We start from the raw sequence: 14,790 nt of genomic DNA, 5'->3' as shown, positions 1-14,790 counted from the left end.
TATAAACTTTTACCCCCTCAGATTTTAGTCTAATTTGCATTTTTATGTTAATCAGATAAAATAGATAAGGAGAATAATAAGTTAGTTAGGAGATATTTATTTGGATACTTGGTTATTTATTGGGTATGAATTAGTAGCGACTTTAGGCCCTTTGATGGTGATATACTTAGTCAAATATAAAAGGGATAAATCATGGTTATCACTTTTAATTTTTTCAGTTTATCTGATGATGGTTTTTAATGTGACAGGAGCAGGCACTCTGTATGATATTTTTTTATATGGGATAAAATGGAACGGTGAACAAGTTAATCTTATACCATTTTCACAAGGTATTTCCTTGGTTGAATACGGACTGAACATTGTGATGCTAATGCCTTTTGGTTTGCTAGCTGCAGCTTTATTTACTGACAATACTAGTATTTATCCTGTGATGAAAAATGGTTGTCTGTTGATTTTGATAGTGGAGTTAAGTCAGCTATTAAATAATCGCCGAACAGATGTAGATGATCTGATTATGAATAGTTTAGGTTTGTTTGTTGGCTTTCTACTATATAAATTAGTTAGTAAAAAGTTGAAAACAAACCCTATTCCAAACATTCAATTACCAATTTCAAGTGTTATTTGGATAACATTTATTTCACGTTTTTTCTTATTTAATGACTTTGGTTTAGCTAAATGGTTATATGGATTTTAATTGAATAAGGATATTTGCCTAAAACATATGTCATGTTTTAGGCTTTTTTTAGGTTCTAATTTGATAGAAAAATAGGGTTTAGCATGCTAAATTAGTTTTTTTCCATTAGAATAAAAAGCAAGAGAGAGTTTTGATGCAAGTGGAATGAAAGGAGCAAGGTTTATAGCACATATTTTTATGCATTAGCCGAGAACACTGGCGACTTTAGTCGTGTAGATGAATCGGCTTCGGTTGGAGTATAGCTTCAGCTAGGTTACACAACTGATATATATAATATTACAAACCTTTGTGAAATTTAACGATTACATATGTTAAACTATTTTCAAGGAGTTTTTTCATGTCAAAAGTACATCATGGTCGTGGATATGTCTACTCTATTCAATATCATTTAGTTTGGTGTGTTAAATATAGATACGTCTGTTAAAAAGTTATTAAAGCAAATTGCTTTAGATAGCGATATTAAAATCATTGAAATGGATTCAGACAAAGACCACGTTCAGATGCTTATTGAGTGTAAACCTCAACATTATATGCCAAATATAATCAAAGCGTTTAAAGGTGTGTCTGCAAAAGAAATGAGGTGAATTGTCATGCTACGTCATAAAGCTTATAAGTTTAGATTATATCCAAATGTTGAACAAGAAATATTAATGGCTAAAACAATTGGTTCATCAAGATTTATCTATAATCATATGCTAAATGCTTGGAATATTTCATACCAGGAAACAGGTAAAGGCCTATCTTATGGTAAATGTTCTGCTATGTTACCAGCTATGAAGAAATCAGATGATACATCATGGTTAAGAGAAGTAGATAGTGTAGCATTACAATCCTCTATTAAACATTTAGCGGAGTCTTTCGATAGGTTTTTCAAAAAACAAAATCGATCGCCTAACTTTAAAAGTAAGAAAAATCCGGTTCAAAGCTATACTACTAAAAATACCCATAACAATTTGGCTATTGTAGATAATAAGTTGAAATTACCTAAGCTTGGGCTGGTTAAATTTTCTAAGAGTCGTGAAGTTAACGGCCGTATTTTAAGTGCTACCGTCTGTAAAAATGCCAGTGGTAAATTTTTCGTTTCGTTACTATGTGAAGAGGAAATAACTGAATTACCAAAAAACAACAATAGTGTTGGAATTGATTTAGGTATTACTGATTTTGCCATTCTTTCTAATGGTCAAAAAACTGATAATCATCAATTCACATCCAAAATGGAAAAGAAATTAAAGCGTGAACAACGCAAATTGTCAAGACGTGCGCTAATAGCTAAACAAAATGGTCTTGATTTGTTTGAAGCTAAAAATTATCAAAAACAAAAACACAAAGTGGCTAGATTACACGAAAAAGTAACAAACCAACGTACTGATTTTTTGAATAAGTTAAGTACAGACATGATCAAAAACCACGATATTATCTGTATAGAAGACTTAAATACAAAAGGTATGTTGCGTAATCATAAACTAGCCAAAAGTATCTCTGATGTATCTTGGTCTAGTTTTGTAACTAAACTCCAATACAAAGCTGACTGGTATGGACGAAAAATAATCAAAGTGGATAAATGGTTTCCATCAAGTCCAATTTGTTCAGAATGCGGACATAAAGGTGGCAAGAAACCTCTCGAAATTCGAGAATGGACTTGTCCTGTTTGCCATACCCATCATGACCGAGACGTCAATGCTAGTCTCAATATCCTGATCGAAGGTCTAAGGTTACAAGAATTGGCATAAGTTAAGAACCGTAGGGACTACGGGTATAGCTTGGTAAATAAAAGACACCGCTGATAGTAAAAAAATACACTATCAAGTATGCTTTTTTCCCAAGAATCTCGTGACTTTAGTCATGAGAGGTTCAAGGTAGAGGATGATTTAAGCTTAATTAAAGGTAAAGGCTTATCTTTTTCATTAGAAAAAGAAGGACATACTGTTACTCTAGGGAAAACTTACCGAGAGGCACTTCTAAAGTGGGAAGAAGATCATTATGATTTGGTTATTTTAGATGTATCTTTACAGAAGGTTAGTCAAAAACTAGGAAACAACTATCAAGTATTGAATGTAAGAGAACAAAATACCACCAGTACTTATTTAGCTTTTAATGTTTTTATTTATGGCTTTTTATTAATAATCGGAGCTGTGACTTTTCTAAATATCATTAATAGTATCTCACTAAGTGTTTCTGCTAGACTTTCTCAATTTGCTACGATGCGAGCAGTGGGAATGGAAATGAAACAAGTAAGTCAGGTTATTTTAGCAGAAGCGATGTCTTATGGAGTTGTCGGAGGAATTGTAGGTTGCGGGGTTGGAGTGTGGTTAAATAAATTTTTATTTGATCATTTAATTGGTAATCACTTTGCTTATGCTCAGTGGCACTTTCCAATTGGACTATTAGCAGTTGTTTTTGTGTTTGTGATGTTATCCGTCTTAACTGCTGTTTATTTTCCAGTTAAAAGAATTGAGCAATTATCTGTAACAGAACATTTGAATGAGGTGTAGGGTTTAATTTTAATTACCTATAGAAAAAAACAGCTAGAAGATGATTAATCTTTTAGCTGTTTTTTTCTATAGGTGACGGTTATTTAAATGAAATATAATACTAGCTTTAGCGATATTTAATAAAATGAGCATGATAACGTGTTGAATCGAAAATTATTGTATTATAATCTAGCACTTGTCCATTTTTTAAAAAAGTTATTAAATTTAATTTAACTAAGGGAGTGTTAACTGGTACAGATAATTTACGTGCTAGGTAGTGATTAGCTAAAATAGCGTCAACTGTTTGGTGAGAGTAATCAATGATTTGATGTTTAATTTGTTCAATGTAATGAAATTTTGATTGCATTAAATGATTTACTGAAAAATCAGGATAATCACTTGCTGATAGGTATCCCTTTTCTAAAGAGCAAGGAAGATTATCACTAAATATAATTCTTTCATAAAAAAAAACAGGATTTCCAGCTGTAATATTTAATTTAGAAGCAACGGTTTTAGATGCTTTTTCTAATTGGAAAGTGATTATTTTACTAGAAGGTTTTTTACCAGAAGCTAAAATTTCTTCCGTAAAAGATGTTATTTTTGAAGAACGATTTACAGTCTCAATTTGTTTGGAATAAATAACTTTTGTACCACTTCCTTGTTTTTTTTCAACAAAACCTTTCTCAACTAACAATTGCAAAGATTGTCGAATAGTAACCCTAGATACATTAAAGTATCTACATAATTGCAATTCTGTAGGTAATAGCTCTCCTTCCTTAAAATAGTTTGACAAAATTTTATTTGATAATTCTTCAGCAATACTTACATATAGGGGAGATGATTTATTTGTCATGGCTATCCTCCTTTTTATTATAAAAGTATTATAACAAATATATCTAAAACTAAATGGTATTAATAAAAATATGTATAAATTGTATCTTTATATCTAATTTGTATTAATACAAATTAATTTGTTATATCAAAATTCACTCGCAATATTGTAAACGTTTTTAACAATGCTATACTCATGTTGAATATTGCTAACTACTACTTGAGTATTTTATAAGCAATGGAAATTAATGGTTATTAATTTTTTCGTATAGATTATAAGTTGAATTAAGAAGTTGATAGAGTAAGCAGTTATAGTTAGTAACAAATAAAAAAATGAGGTTAAATATATGAAAGCATTTATTCTAGTAGGCCATGGCAAACTTCCTAAAGCAATGATTCAGTCTGTCAAAATGATGACTGGAGATATCCCTAATCTATATTCTATTTGTTTAATGCCAGAAGAAGGGACAGACCAATTAAAAATAAAAATGAAAAAATTGAAAACCGAACTAGCTCTTTATAAAGAAATATTAGTATTTGCAGATTTATTTGGAGGTACACCTGCTAATACATTATTTCAGACATATCAAAAAGATTCGCGTTTTTCTTTTATTACAGGTATGAATTTTCCTATGGTTTTGATGGCTGTTTTGACACCCAATGCATCAAAGGAAGAGATAATTTTAGTCGGCCAAACAGGAATTAAGGATTTGCAAGCTAAAGAACAGGTTAAAGATTTAGAGAGCACAAATTCTGAAATACTTATAACAAAAAAAGAAAGTAAAGCTAAACAATCAACAATACATGTGCGTATAGATTCTAGAGGGATTCATGGTCAAGTTACTACTGCATGGCTTCCCTATCTACAAGTTAATCGAATTGTTGTTATTGACGATTTAGCTATCAACAATCCTACACAAAAAATTGCGTTAAAAATGGCTTGTCCTGAACAGGTTAAATTATCTATTTTATCCACTGATACTGCTGTTAAGCGTTTCCGAGATGATGTTTCTTACAAGAACGAGAATATACTTGTGTTAATTTTACGAGTTGAGACATTAAAAGAGATAGATAAAAAAGACTTTATTTTTAAAGAGATAAATTTAGGCAATGTCCCTGCTAGGAAAGATACAAGAAAATATCGTCAAACAATTCATTTAACTGATAGAGAGCGAGAAATTATAAAAAAGATAATAACTAAAGGAACAAAATTTACTGCTCAAATGGTGCCTAATGATGCAATAGTTGATTTTGATGAATATCTTGATTAAAGAGGAGGGAAAATATGTCTTTATGGCAAGCGTCATTAATTGGAATCTTTGCTTATTTAGGAAGAAATCAAGTACCGTGGTTCTTTGGTACTACTGGTGGATGGTATGGGATTGGACGTCCGTTGGTTGCAGGGGGGATTTGTGGATTTATTTTAGGAGATATTTACTTGGGAATATTTTGCGGAATATTGATTCAAGCTCTTTATATAGGTCAAATCACACCGGGAAGTGCGATGCATTCCGATGTCAATTTAGCTAGTTTTGTTGGTATATCTATAGCTATTTCTTCACATACTCATCCAGAAGTAGCAGTAATGTTAGCAATCCCTTTAGGTTTATTAGGTGTTTATTTAAATCAATTAACCATGTCAGCTCAGGTCTGTTTTTCAAAAAAAGCGATGACTTATGCTGAAACTGGAGATGCAAGAAAAATTAGATGGATAAATATTTGTGGAACGTCCATCTCCTTTTTAGAACGCTTTTCTGTTGTACTATTATTATGTTATTTTGGTTCTCCAGTTATTACAAAAGTATTAGAGATAGTACCAGAAGTAGTAGTTTATTTTTTGGTAATTAGTGGAAGAGTTATTCCCTTAATAGGTTTTTCAATGTTGTTAAATCAAATAATTAATGAAGGTTGGATGATGGTTCTTTTTTTATTTGGATGGTTAATGTGTTTTATATTTAAATTAAGTATGCTTCATTTAATATTAGTGGCATTTTTCATTTCCATTATTTATCTATTAGCGTATACAAAAGGCTGTTCTGAAACCATCTTAGTTCAACAAGATACTCTTCAAAGAAATAACATAGAAGAGGAGGGTGATTATGAGGAGTGACAAAGAGTTGAAATTATCTAAAAAAGATATTTGGTTAGCCTCATGGAGATGGATTTTTTTTGCTTTGAGCACTCAAAATTATGAATACATGATGGGAACAGGTTTTGCACATAGTTTATCTGGTTCGTTAGAAAAACTTTACGAACATGATCAAGTAGGGTTGTCTAAAGCATTAAAACGCCATGTAACATTTTTCAATACAGAACCTCAACTAGGATCCATTATACCTGGCATAGTATTATCATTAGAAGAAGAATATGCTAATAATCAAGATAATCAAGAGCCAAGTGCTATTCTTCAGACGAAAAATGTTTTAATGGGGCCTATAGCTAGTTTAGGAGATTCTTTCCTAGTTGGGATGGTTAATCCTATTTTATTAAGTATAGCAATTGGCTTATCTGCTAATGGTTCACTTCTTGGATTAATAGTTTTTTTAATATTATGGATAGTGTTAGTAATTTTCATACGTCATTTTTTATTTATTAAAGGTTATTTATTGGGGTTAGATGCTATTAAAATATTAAAAAATGAAAAAATTAAAAACAAAATCGTACAAGTAGTAACAGTATTTGGATTAATTGTGATTGGAGGAGCAACTGTAGTAACGTCTGAGGTAATTACGAGTACTCAATTTTTATTTGATAAGAATGGAATGACTATGCAAAAAATAATGGAGCAACCAATGTTTGGCTTTATATCCATATTTATTTTGCTTACTTATTATTTTTTTCTATCTAAAAAAAAGTGGTCATTTGTTAGATTAGTGTGTGCTTCATTATTAGCTGTTGCAATAATACTTTTGTTTCAAATTTTATAATAAGGAGTTTTAATCATGACATATAATAGTTACATTACCGATTTACATTTGAATTTGCATCCGAATCAAATAGATTTATTAGATAAATGGTACGAACATAGTAAAAAAGTAAGTGACTTTTTTACTATAGCGTATTATCCATACCACATGATAGAAGTCAAAAATGGATATAAAACAGAAGAAGAAATAGATTTTGAGAAAATGCATCATCAATGGGGAGAAATTAAAAAATTTTTAAATAAAAAAAATAAAGAAGATAATTTTATTAGCTTCTTAGGTTATGAATGGCAAGGTGCAGGATTAGATGGAGATCATAATATTTATTTTCAAAAAGATACAGGAGATATTTTACTCCCTAAACGATATGAAGAGTTAGTAAATTCCTTTAAGGGAAGAGAAGTGATTGGGATTCCTCATCATCTAGGTTATTCAGTGGGAAACCGGGGTAAAAATTGGTTAACACACAATGAAGAATTTTCGCCTTTAGTTGAAATATATTCTCATCATGGTAGTTCTGAAAAAGATCAAACTAATCTTGCTATGGATCGTCATATACATATGGGACCTCGCGTAGACGGGGGGACAGTATTAGATGGATTAAAACAAGGGTATCATTTTGGGGTCATTGCTTCAGGAGATAATCATGAAATTCCAGCACTGGTGAAAAATGGGAGGGCAGGTGTGTGGGCAGAGAGCTATACCAAAGAATCTATTTGGAATGCCTTTAAAGAACGTCGAACTTTTGGATTTACAGATTCTAGGATAACAGTGTGGACAGAGTTAGAAGGTCATCCAATGGGCAGTATTATATCAACTAACAATAAAAAAAGTCAGATGTATGTATCGATAGTTGCTAATAGCTGTGTAGAACGGATAGAATTATATAAAAATACTCAATTAATAGATATATATATTCCAAAATCTTCTTGTAAAGAGAGAAGTCAAAAAGAAACTGTTTGTTTTAAATTTAAACTTGAATGTGGTTGGGGACCTAACGTGAAAATTTTTCCTAATGTATACGAAAAAAATTGGAAAGGTACTCTGAAAACAGAGGGGAAAATTAAATCAGTTGAATCCATTTTTAACTCTTTTGATAATACGTTTAATATATCTACAGACCAACGCACTGTAGACTTCAACTGTAAATCTCAAAAAAATACGGATACAGATCATTGGATGCGAGATGGTAGCATGAAAAACGAAGGGTATATTTTTGAAATTGAAGCTCCTATTACAAGTGAAATTCAAATTGATTTAGATGGAGAAAAAATAATCTATTCTGTTTTAGATATATTACAAAAAAGTCATCTATTTGTTTTTGAGAAAGAGGCTAGGAAGTTAGTTAAAAATTTGTCAGATTTGCAAGATTTTTATCGTAGTGATGGGTGGTATCATAATGCCTATAAGGCAAAAATTTATCAAGGATTTGTTAAAGAAGCATATGAAGTGGAAACATATTTTGAAGTTGTTCCTCCTTTAATTGGAGAAGAATCTTATTTTGTTAAAGTATTTCAAAGTGATGGTCAAGTAGCTTGGGGGTCTCCTATATGGTTGAAAAATATAGAAGAATAACAATATTTGAAGCAAATTAAGAGCAATAAATAGTGTGTTTTTTTACCGGATTCATTTATTTAATAGGTAGATAATTAAATGAATTATTATAAAAAAGTTGTATTGAGAAAAAGTTCTCTATACAACTTTTTTTAGGAGCTAATATTAATTTGTTATGTTTTTAGATAATGATTGGCAACTAATATATATGCCTGAACCTATAAAAATTGGGACGATTAAGAAACCTAATATAGGATTAAATAAACAAGCTAAAAGAAGTAAAAGATAAGCCAGTAAATTGATTATTGATAAATACCATTTTCTTATAGAAATATAAACAGCAAACAAAAAGATAGATTTACTAGTTTTTTCTAAATTCAAACTAGTATAATAAGAAAAGTTCAAAAGAATTGGAGTAAATAAACTGCTACTAAATATAAATAATAAAACTATAAATGGGGGAAGTGAAGTTCTAAATCTAAAAAAATAAATAAACGTGAGAGAAACAACACTAAAAATAATAGAAAAAGGTAATATTTTGAAGAAAGATTTTTTGAAATTAGAAAAATAGGTAGAAAAAATACGAACTCCGTTATTTTCACTAATAATATGAATACAGAAAAGCAATGAGCTTAAGCTAGGAAGTAAGGTTATACCTATAAGAAACATACCAATTATAATATTATTAGAATGTGAAAAAAATAAAATATATAAAAATATAGGTAAGTTGCTTAGAGCAAAACAACAGTTACATAGCAGTCCTTGATAAATAGTATTACTAATTTTATAAAACAAATGATTATCCATAGTATGAATCCTTTCTACTAGTTACTAGAGCATAGATTTAACATAATTGGTTGGAGAAAGTTCAGTCACACGTTTAAATGCCCGTGCAAAAGTAGAGTAATCTTTATAGGCAAGTTGTTCACAAACTTCAGTTACAGATATACCTTGGTAAAGTAGTTTTTTCGCTAAAGAAATTTTATTTAGCTGTATAAATTGATAAATAGATATTCCTAGCTCTGCTTTAAATAGTCGGTTGAGATAATGTTTATTCATATTTAATTTTTTTTCAATTGTATTAAGAGAAAGGGTTTGGTCTAAGTTTTCTTGTATAAGGTGAATAATTTGGCTCACAATTGGTGATAATTCATCATTAGTCAAAAAAGATTCATCTAAATTACAGTTTGTAGCTGTTTGATTGATAAGTATTAAAATTTCAATTAAATATACTTGCATTAGTATATTCTTACCAAACAATTCTTGATTTATTTCTTCTAAATTTTGTAATTTATCAGTAATTTGTATAAAAGTTTGCGTTTCCGCTTGATTTAAATGAATCATATTTTTTGTTTCAAAAATTTTTAATAAATCAAGAGATTCTTGTGGTATGAGTTGAATAAGTTTAGAGGAAAAATGAATAATTGCTCGTTCGTAACTGGATTTTGATAGTATTTTTGGACCATGAATACGTGTGCTATTAATGAGGAATAGATCTCCTTTAGTAGGCTTAAATAATTCTCCATCAATAAAAAAGCTAATATCGCCGCTAATAAATAAGTTTAATTCATAATGATTATGTAGATGTGGAGCAAAGTGCATAGTTTCTTCTGTGTTTCCGTGGGAGCTTAGAGTATTAGAAGCAAAATGCTCAATGTTATAGTTCATATACAAAATCCTTTCAATGTATTACTGAAGTGTATAGATTAATTAATAGATTACATTATTTACTCATAAAATGCAAAAAACAACTTAATTTTTTACATAAAAAGCTAATTTTTTAGTATAATTTAGCTTTTTTAAATATGTAAGGGTTTTTATTTAGTTTCTTTTTGTATTGTTTTAGTTTCTTTTTGTATTGGTGATGCGTACATGATGATTTAAAATAAAGGTATCAAATCAGTGGAGGGAATTGTAATGGGGAAGAAAAAGTTGAGTTTTTTAGCAATTATGGCATTATGTTTACTATTTGTAACAACAGGTTGTTCAAAAGGAGAAAAAGCTAAAGACAAAACAAGTGATAACAATGAAATATCTTTAGCTGTTTGGGGGTATGATCAAAATACAGAATTTAAAGCGTTAGTAGAATCTTTTGAAGACAAACACGATGCTAAAGTTAAAATTGTGGATATAGATCCTGGTGCATATGAAAACAAAATAACAACATTGTTAGCAAGCGGTGACAAAACAGATGTACTTGCTATGAAAGATGTAGGAAGTTATGTAAATTATGCTAATAAAAAACAGTTATTAGATTTAAGCACGTATTCTGATAAATTATCAGAAGAAGACATTAAAAGTTATGGTGAGAATTTAGAAAGTTATAGAACAGAAGATGGCAAATTGTACGCGCTGCCATTTAGAAAAGATACTTATGTTTTGTTCTATAATAAAAAATTGTTTGATAAAGCGGGAGTTAGCTACCCAGAAAAGTTAACTTGGGAAAGTTACCAAGAAATGGCTAAAAAAATGACAAGTGGAAGTAACGAAGCAGAGAAAGTATATGGGGGTTATCACCACAAATGGTTCCCAATTGTGCAAGCGACTGCAGCTAATCAAACTAATAACGATTTATTAAAAGGAAAATATGGATTCCTAAAGGACTATTACAATATATTTCTTAATATGCAAAATGAAGGAAGCGTAATGGATTACGCTACAATAAAAACAACCAACACAACTTATTCATCAGTATTTGAAACTGAAAAAGCAGCTACTATGATAATGGGATCATTTTACATATCTAGTTTGTTGAAAGGCACAGAAGCTGGAACTGTAGATTTAGATTGGGGAATGGCCCCTATCCCACAAAGAAAAGATTCTAATGAAGTTATTACGTACGGTGGACCAGCAGGTATGGCTGTCAATAAAAATGCTGCTAATGCTAAGCTAGCAAGAAAGTTTGTGGAATTTTGTAGCGGAAAAGAAGGAGCAAAAGTATTATCTGAAATTGGTATAACTACAGCTTATCAAAATGAAGAAATTTTAGAAACGCTATTTTCTATTCCTGGTATGCCACAAGATGAGATGTCTAAACAAGCATTATATCCTGATAAAAATGGTTTTGAACATGCTGCCAATGCTTCTGCAGCAGAAATTACTAAAGTTTTAGGAGAAGAGCATGACTTGATTATGGTAGAGGACGTTTCATTAGACAAAGGAATCAGTAATATGGAATCACGTATTAAAGGAATTAAATAATTTTATATAGGTTAGAATTAACAGTTTTTATTTATGATTAGCAAAAGCAGTGTCTAACAAGAGCTAAAAGAGGGTCCATAAGTTTTACTCTTCTAAGCAGTTCATTGTATTGTGACCAAACTGCTTTTGCTTTTTTATTTAAGTTAAGCAAACATTTGTTATTAATTAAAGATATAAGAAAGGGGAATATCTATGAATTCAAATCGCCTAAAGAAAAATAAATGGAACAAAAGAAAAAAAACATTAATTTCTTGGAGTTTCATTTTACCAAACTTCATTGGCTTTTTTATATTTACGCTTATACCGATTGTATTTTCTTTTATATTAGCTTTTTCAGATTGGGACTCATTTAGCAAACCTAAATTTATAGGGTTAAATAACTTTAAAGAGCTATTTGGAGATGCTACCTTTTGGATATCTCTTAAGAATACTTTTTATTATTCTATAGGAGTGGTTCCGTTAACGATGATTTGTGCGTTAGGTCTGGCATTATTATTAAATAAAAAAATTAGAGGAATAGGTATCTTTAGAACTATTTTCTTTTTCCCATATATCACTTCTCTTGTAGCGGTTGCTGTAGTCTGGAATATGCTTTTTCATCCGACTATGGGACCTATCAATCAATTTTTACAACATTTTTTTACAACATTACCTGGATGGACATCTAGTTCTAAATGGGCAATGCCAGCCATTATTATTGTAAGTGTGTGGAGAAGTATGGGATATTATATGATTCTCTATTTAGCAGGACTGCAAGGTATTCCAAAAGAATTATATGAAGCAAGTTCTATTGATGGAGCAGGAAAATGGGAACAATTTAGAAATGTTACATTACCATCTTTACGCCCAACTACTTTTTTTGTCTTAATCATGTTAACAATCAATAGTTTTAAAGTGTTTGACTTAGTACAGGTAATGACAGAAGGTGGGCCTGGTAGAGCAACTAATGTATTGGTTTATGAAATTTATAATGAAGCATTTGTTAATTTTAGATTTGGTTATGCTTCAGCTATTTCATTTATTTTATTTATTATAGTACTAAGTATTACTGTGTTTCAATTTAGGATTGAAAAGAAAAATGCTCAAGCATAGAATGGAGGAGATTTTATGGATCAATCAGTTGTTAAAAAAGAAAAAAATAATAAAGTAATAAAAAATATTGTGATTTATATAGCTCTCATTGTTTTATCAATATTTGTTTTAGTACCTTTTATTTGGATGCTATCAGCGTCAGTTAAATCCAGTAATCAAGTTTTTACAGTTCCTATACAATGGATACCTAAAGAATTTCATTTTGAAAACTTTATAAATATTTGGAAAAAAGTTCCATTGACTATGTTTTTTAAAAACACAATATTTTTATCTGTAGTTATTACATTAATTCAATTATTAACGAGTAGTTTTGCTGCATATGGGTTTTCAAAAGCTCAATTTAAAGGAAGAGATGTATTGTTTTTAGCCTATATAGGTACTATAGCTGTTCCATGGCAAGTATATATGATTCCTCAGTTCATAATGATGAAAGGGTTAGGATTAACAGACAATTTATGGGCTTTAATTCTTATGCAAGCTTTTAACTGCTTCGGTGTATTTTTAATGCGTCAATATTATATGTCTATACCTGATGAGTTATGCGAATCCGCTAGAATTGATGGATTATCTGAATGGGGTATTTATTGGAAAATTATTTTACCTTTAACAAAACCAGCTATAGCAAGTTTGACTATAATAACATTTGTTAACACTTGGAATGATTATATGGGTCCTTTTATTTACTTAAATAGTACAGAAAATAAAACAATTCAGCTTGGTTTAAGAATGTTTGTATCCCAGTTTGATGCAGAATATTCTCTGATTATGGCTGCATCAGTTGTTTCAATCATTCCTGTAGCAGTTGTATTTTTATCTATGCAAAAATACTTTGTAGAAGGTATAGCAACATCTGGAATGAAAGGTTAAATATTAGAAAGGTGATGTAAGGTGATTGATGTGAAAAAAAATTTAAATTTAGAGCAAATAGAAAAATTGACTGAGAGAAAAGTACTATGGGAAATTGAACGATTAAAAGGGGGAATCCCTTATATTCCTATTAATGGTGTTTTTAGAAATATGGTGGAAGAGGATATCTCTTGGTGGACAAATGGTTTTTGGGGTGGACAATTGTGGCAACTTTATAATTCATCTAAAAACGAAAAATATAAAAAGGCAGCAGAAAAAAATGAAGAATTATTAGATAAAGCTTTAATGCTATTTGAAGATTTACACCATGATGTGGGATTTATGTGGCAATTAACCTCTGTTGCTAATTACAAACAAACAGGAAATGAAGTTTCAAGAACTAGAGGATTGCATGCAGCGACGCTGCTGGCAGGGCGTTATAATCCAAAGGGAAAATTTTTAAGATGTTGGAATGAAGAAAAAACAGGATGGGTAATCATTGACAGTTTGATGAATGTTCCTCTTTTGTATTGGGCTACAGAAGAAACAGGAGATCCACGGTTCAAGGAGATAGCAGAAGAACATGTTAATACTGTATTAACGTATATGGTTAGACCGGATGGTTCATGCAGTCATATAGCGGTATTTGATCCAAAAACTGGCGAGTATATAAAAGAATTAGCAGGTCAAGGGTATGCGGCGGATTCAGCTTGGACAAGGGGACAAAGTTGGGGGATTTATGGATTAGCTCTTAGTTATAAATATACGAAAAATACAGACTATTTAGTTGCTGCTAAAAAAGTTGCTAATTATTTTATAGCTAACATTTCACAGAGTGGTTATATACCTTTAGTTGATTTTAGAGCACCTAAAGATGATGAGAGACATGACACTAGTGCAGGATTATGTGCAGCTTGTGGATTGTTAGAATTGTCTAGTCATCTAGAAGAAAATGATGCTATATTATATCAAAATATTGCAAAAAAAATAGTAGATAATACTATCAATAAATTTGCAGATTTCGAATTGGATCATGATGGCATAATTGGTGGCGGAACAGTAGCGTTTCATCGAGATGTTGAGAATGAAGTACCTATTATATATACAGATTATTTTTTCATAGAAGCATTGTTGAGATTACAAGGGAAAGAATTTAATATTTGGTAATAAATAATAT

At 30.4% G+C, this 14,790-nt stretch carries 13 protein-coding genes and 1 pseudogene; 12 read left to right on the top strand and 2 right to left on the bottom strand.

Translation table 11 applies throughout. From position 1 onward, the window contains the following. Nucleotides 1-100 precede the first annotated feature (100 nt). The 4 genes and pseudogenes from C7P63_RS07295 to C7P63_RS07275 all read left to right on the top strand — a co-directional run bounded on the left by C7P63_RS07295 (nucleotide 101) and on the right by C7P63_RS07275 (nucleotide 3,186). Nucleotides 101-694: a VanZ family protein gene (locus tag C7P63_RS07295; protein WP_125943510.1), complete on the top strand. Its 594-nt coding sequence runs from the start codon at nucleotides 101-103 to the stop codon at nucleotides 692-694. 337 nt (nucleotides 695-1,031) lie between these two features. After that, nucleotides 1,032-1,266, top strand: a pseudogene (tnpA, locus tag C7P63_RS07285) (IS200/IS605 family transposase); the annotation flags it as partial. An 18-nt stretch (nucleotides 1,267-1,284) separates the two neighbouring features. Continuing rightward, nucleotides 1,285-2,424, top strand: a complete 1,140-nt coding sequence (tnpB, locus tag C7P63_RS07280) for an IS200/IS605 family element RNA-guided endonuclease TnpB (protein ID WP_125943509.1) — start codon at nucleotides 1,285-1,287, stop codon at nucleotides 2,422-2,424. Nucleotides 2,425-2,502: 78 nt separating this feature from the next. Next, nucleotides 2,503-3,186 (top strand): FtsX-like permease family protein, encoded by a 684-nt coding sequence (locus tag C7P63_RS07275; protein WP_125943508.1) that lies wholly within the window; start codon nucleotides 2,503-2,505, stop codon nucleotides 3,184-3,186. Between the two features lie 106 nt (nucleotides 3,187-3,292). Here the strand turns inward: C7P63_RS07275 and C7P63_RS07270 are convergent, their stop codons facing one another. Further along, nucleotides 3,293-4,018: a GntR family transcriptional regulator gene (locus C7P63_RS07270; RefSeq protein WP_125943507.1), complete on the bottom strand. Its 726-nt coding sequence runs from the start codon at nucleotides 4,016-4,018 to the stop codon at nucleotides 3,293-3,295. A 325-nt stretch (nucleotides 4,019-4,343) separates the two neighbouring features. On the opposite strand from C7P63_RS07270, the gene C7P63_RS07265 reads away from it, so the two are divergent. The 4 genes from C7P63_RS07265 to C7P63_RS07250 are packed head-to-tail and all read left to right on the top strand — an operon-like array spanning nucleotide 4,344 to nucleotide 8,495. Next, nucleotides 4,344-5,267, top strand: coding sequence for a PTS sugar transporter subunit IIAB (locus C7P63_RS07265; protein WP_125943506.1), 924 nt, complete (start codon nucleotides 4,344-4,346; stop codon nucleotides 5,265-5,267). Nucleotides 5,268-5,281: 14 nt separating this feature from the next. Next, the gene (locus tag C7P63_RS07260; RefSeq protein ID WP_125943505.1) at nucleotides 5,282-6,106 is read left to right on the top strand and encodes a PTS mannose/fructose/sorbose/N-acetylgalactosamine transporter subunit IIC; all 825 of its coding nucleotides are present in this window, start codon (nucleotides 5,282-5,284) and stop codon (nucleotides 6,104-6,106) included. After that, the gene (locus C7P63_RS07255) at nucleotides 6,096-6,923 is read left to right on the top strand and encodes a PTS system mannose/fructose/sorbose family transporter subunit IID (RefSeq protein ID WP_125943504.1); all 828 of its coding nucleotides are present in this window, start codon (nucleotides 6,096-6,098) and stop codon (nucleotides 6,921-6,923) included. Before C7P63_RS07260 ends, C7P63_RS07255 begins: the two co-directional genes overlap by 11 nt. A 15-nt stretch (nucleotides 6,924-6,938) precedes the next feature. Next, nucleotides 6,939-8,495 (top strand): DUF3604 domain-containing protein, encoded by a 1,557-nt coding sequence (locus tag C7P63_RS07250; protein ID WP_125943503.1) that lies wholly within the window; start codon nucleotides 6,939-6,941, stop codon nucleotides 8,493-8,495. Nucleotides 8,496-9,305: 810 nt separating this feature from the next. On the opposite strand, the gene C7P63_RS07245 is transcribed toward C7P63_RS07250, so the two are convergent. Continuing rightward, the gene (locus C7P63_RS07245; protein ID WP_125943502.1) at nucleotides 9,306-10,142 is read right to left on the bottom strand and encodes an AraC family transcriptional regulator; all 837 of its coding nucleotides are present in this window, start codon (nucleotides 10,140-10,142) and stop codon (nucleotides 9,306-9,308) included. Between the two features lie 249 nt (nucleotides 10,143-10,391). Between C7P63_RS07245 and C7P63_RS07240 the strand changes: the two genes are divergently transcribed. The 4 genes from C7P63_RS07240 to C7P63_RS07225 all read left to right on the top strand — a co-directional run bounded on the left by C7P63_RS07240 (nucleotide 10,392) and on the right by C7P63_RS07225 (nucleotide 14,780). After that, entirely contained in the window at nucleotides 10,392-11,675 is a 1,284-nt protein-coding gene (locus C7P63_RS07240; protein ID WP_125943501.1) for an ABC transporter substrate-binding protein, read from the top strand. 192 nt (nucleotides 11,676-11,867) lie between these two features. Further along, on the top strand, nucleotides 11,868-12,767 hold the full coding sequence (locus C7P63_RS10335; RefSeq protein ID WP_125943500.1) for a carbohydrate ABC transporter permease: 900 nt from the start codon (nucleotides 11,868-11,870) through the stop codon (nucleotides 12,765-12,767). 126 nt (nucleotides 12,768-12,893) lie between these two features. Then, nucleotides 12,894-13,634 (top strand): carbohydrate ABC transporter permease, encoded by a 741-nt coding sequence (locus tag C7P63_RS10330; RefSeq protein WP_424580147.1) that lies wholly within the window; start codon nucleotides 12,894-12,896, stop codon nucleotides 13,632-13,634. Between the two features lie 21 nt (nucleotides 13,635-13,655). After that, entirely contained in the window at nucleotides 13,656-14,780 is a 1,125-nt protein-coding gene (locus C7P63_RS07225) for a glycoside hydrolase family 88 protein (protein ID WP_243640819.1), read from the top strand. Nucleotides 14,781-14,790 lie beyond the last annotated feature (10 nt).

This window comes from Vagococcus humatus, from assembly GCF_003950325.1.
Lineage (GTDB): Bacteria > Bacillota > Bacilli > Lactobacillales > Vagococcaceae > Vagococcus_C > Vagococcus_C humatus.
The sequence above is the reverse complement of the archived record's forward strand: the minus strand, read 5'-3'. Positions and strand labels throughout refer to the sequence as shown.

Excerpts from the sequence above, each read along its gene's own strand:
- C7P63_RS07240 (WP_125943501.1), top strand. The coding sequence starts at position 10,392 with ATGGGGAAGAAAAAGTTGAGTTTTTTAGCAATTATGGCATTATGTTTA.
- C7P63_RS07265 (WP_125943506.1), top strand. The coding sequence starts at position 4,344 with ATGAAAGCATTTATTCTAGTAGGCCATGGCAAACTTCCTAAAGCAATG.
- tnpB (WP_125943509.1), top strand. The coding sequence starts at position 1,285 with ATGCTACGTCATAAAGCTTATAAGTTTAGATTATATCCAAATGTTGAA.
- C7P63_RS10330 (WP_424580147.1), top strand. The coding sequence starts at position 12,894 with ATGCTATCAGCGTCAGTTAAATCCAGTAATCAAGTTTTTACAGTTCCT.
- C7P63_RS07270 (WP_125943507.1), bottom strand. The coding sequence starts at position 4,018 with ATGACAAATAAATCATCTCCCCTATATGTAAGTATTGCTGAAGAATTA.
- C7P63_RS07245 (WP_125943502.1), bottom strand. The coding sequence starts at position 10,142 with ATGAACTATAACATTGAGCATTTTGCTTCTAATACTCTAAGCTCCCAC.
- C7P63_RS07250 (WP_125943503.1), top strand. The coding sequence starts at position 6,939 with ATGACATATAATAGTTACATTACCGATTTACATTTGAATTTGCATCCG.
- C7P63_RS07255 (WP_125943504.1), top strand. The coding sequence starts at position 6,096 with ATGAGGAGTGACAAAGAGTTGAAATTATCTAAAAAAGATATTTGGTTA.
- C7P63_RS10335 (WP_125943500.1), top strand. The coding sequence starts at position 11,868 with ATGAATTCAAATCGCCTAAAGAAAAATAAATGGAACAAAAGAAAAAAA.
- C7P63_RS07275 (WP_125943508.1), top strand. The coding sequence starts at position 2,503 with ATGCTTTTTTCCCAAGAATCTCGTGACTTTAGTCATGAGAGGTTCAAG.
- C7P63_RS07260 (WP_125943505.1), top strand. The coding sequence starts at position 5,282 with ATGTCTTTATGGCAAGCGTCATTAATTGGAATCTTTGCTTATTTAGGA.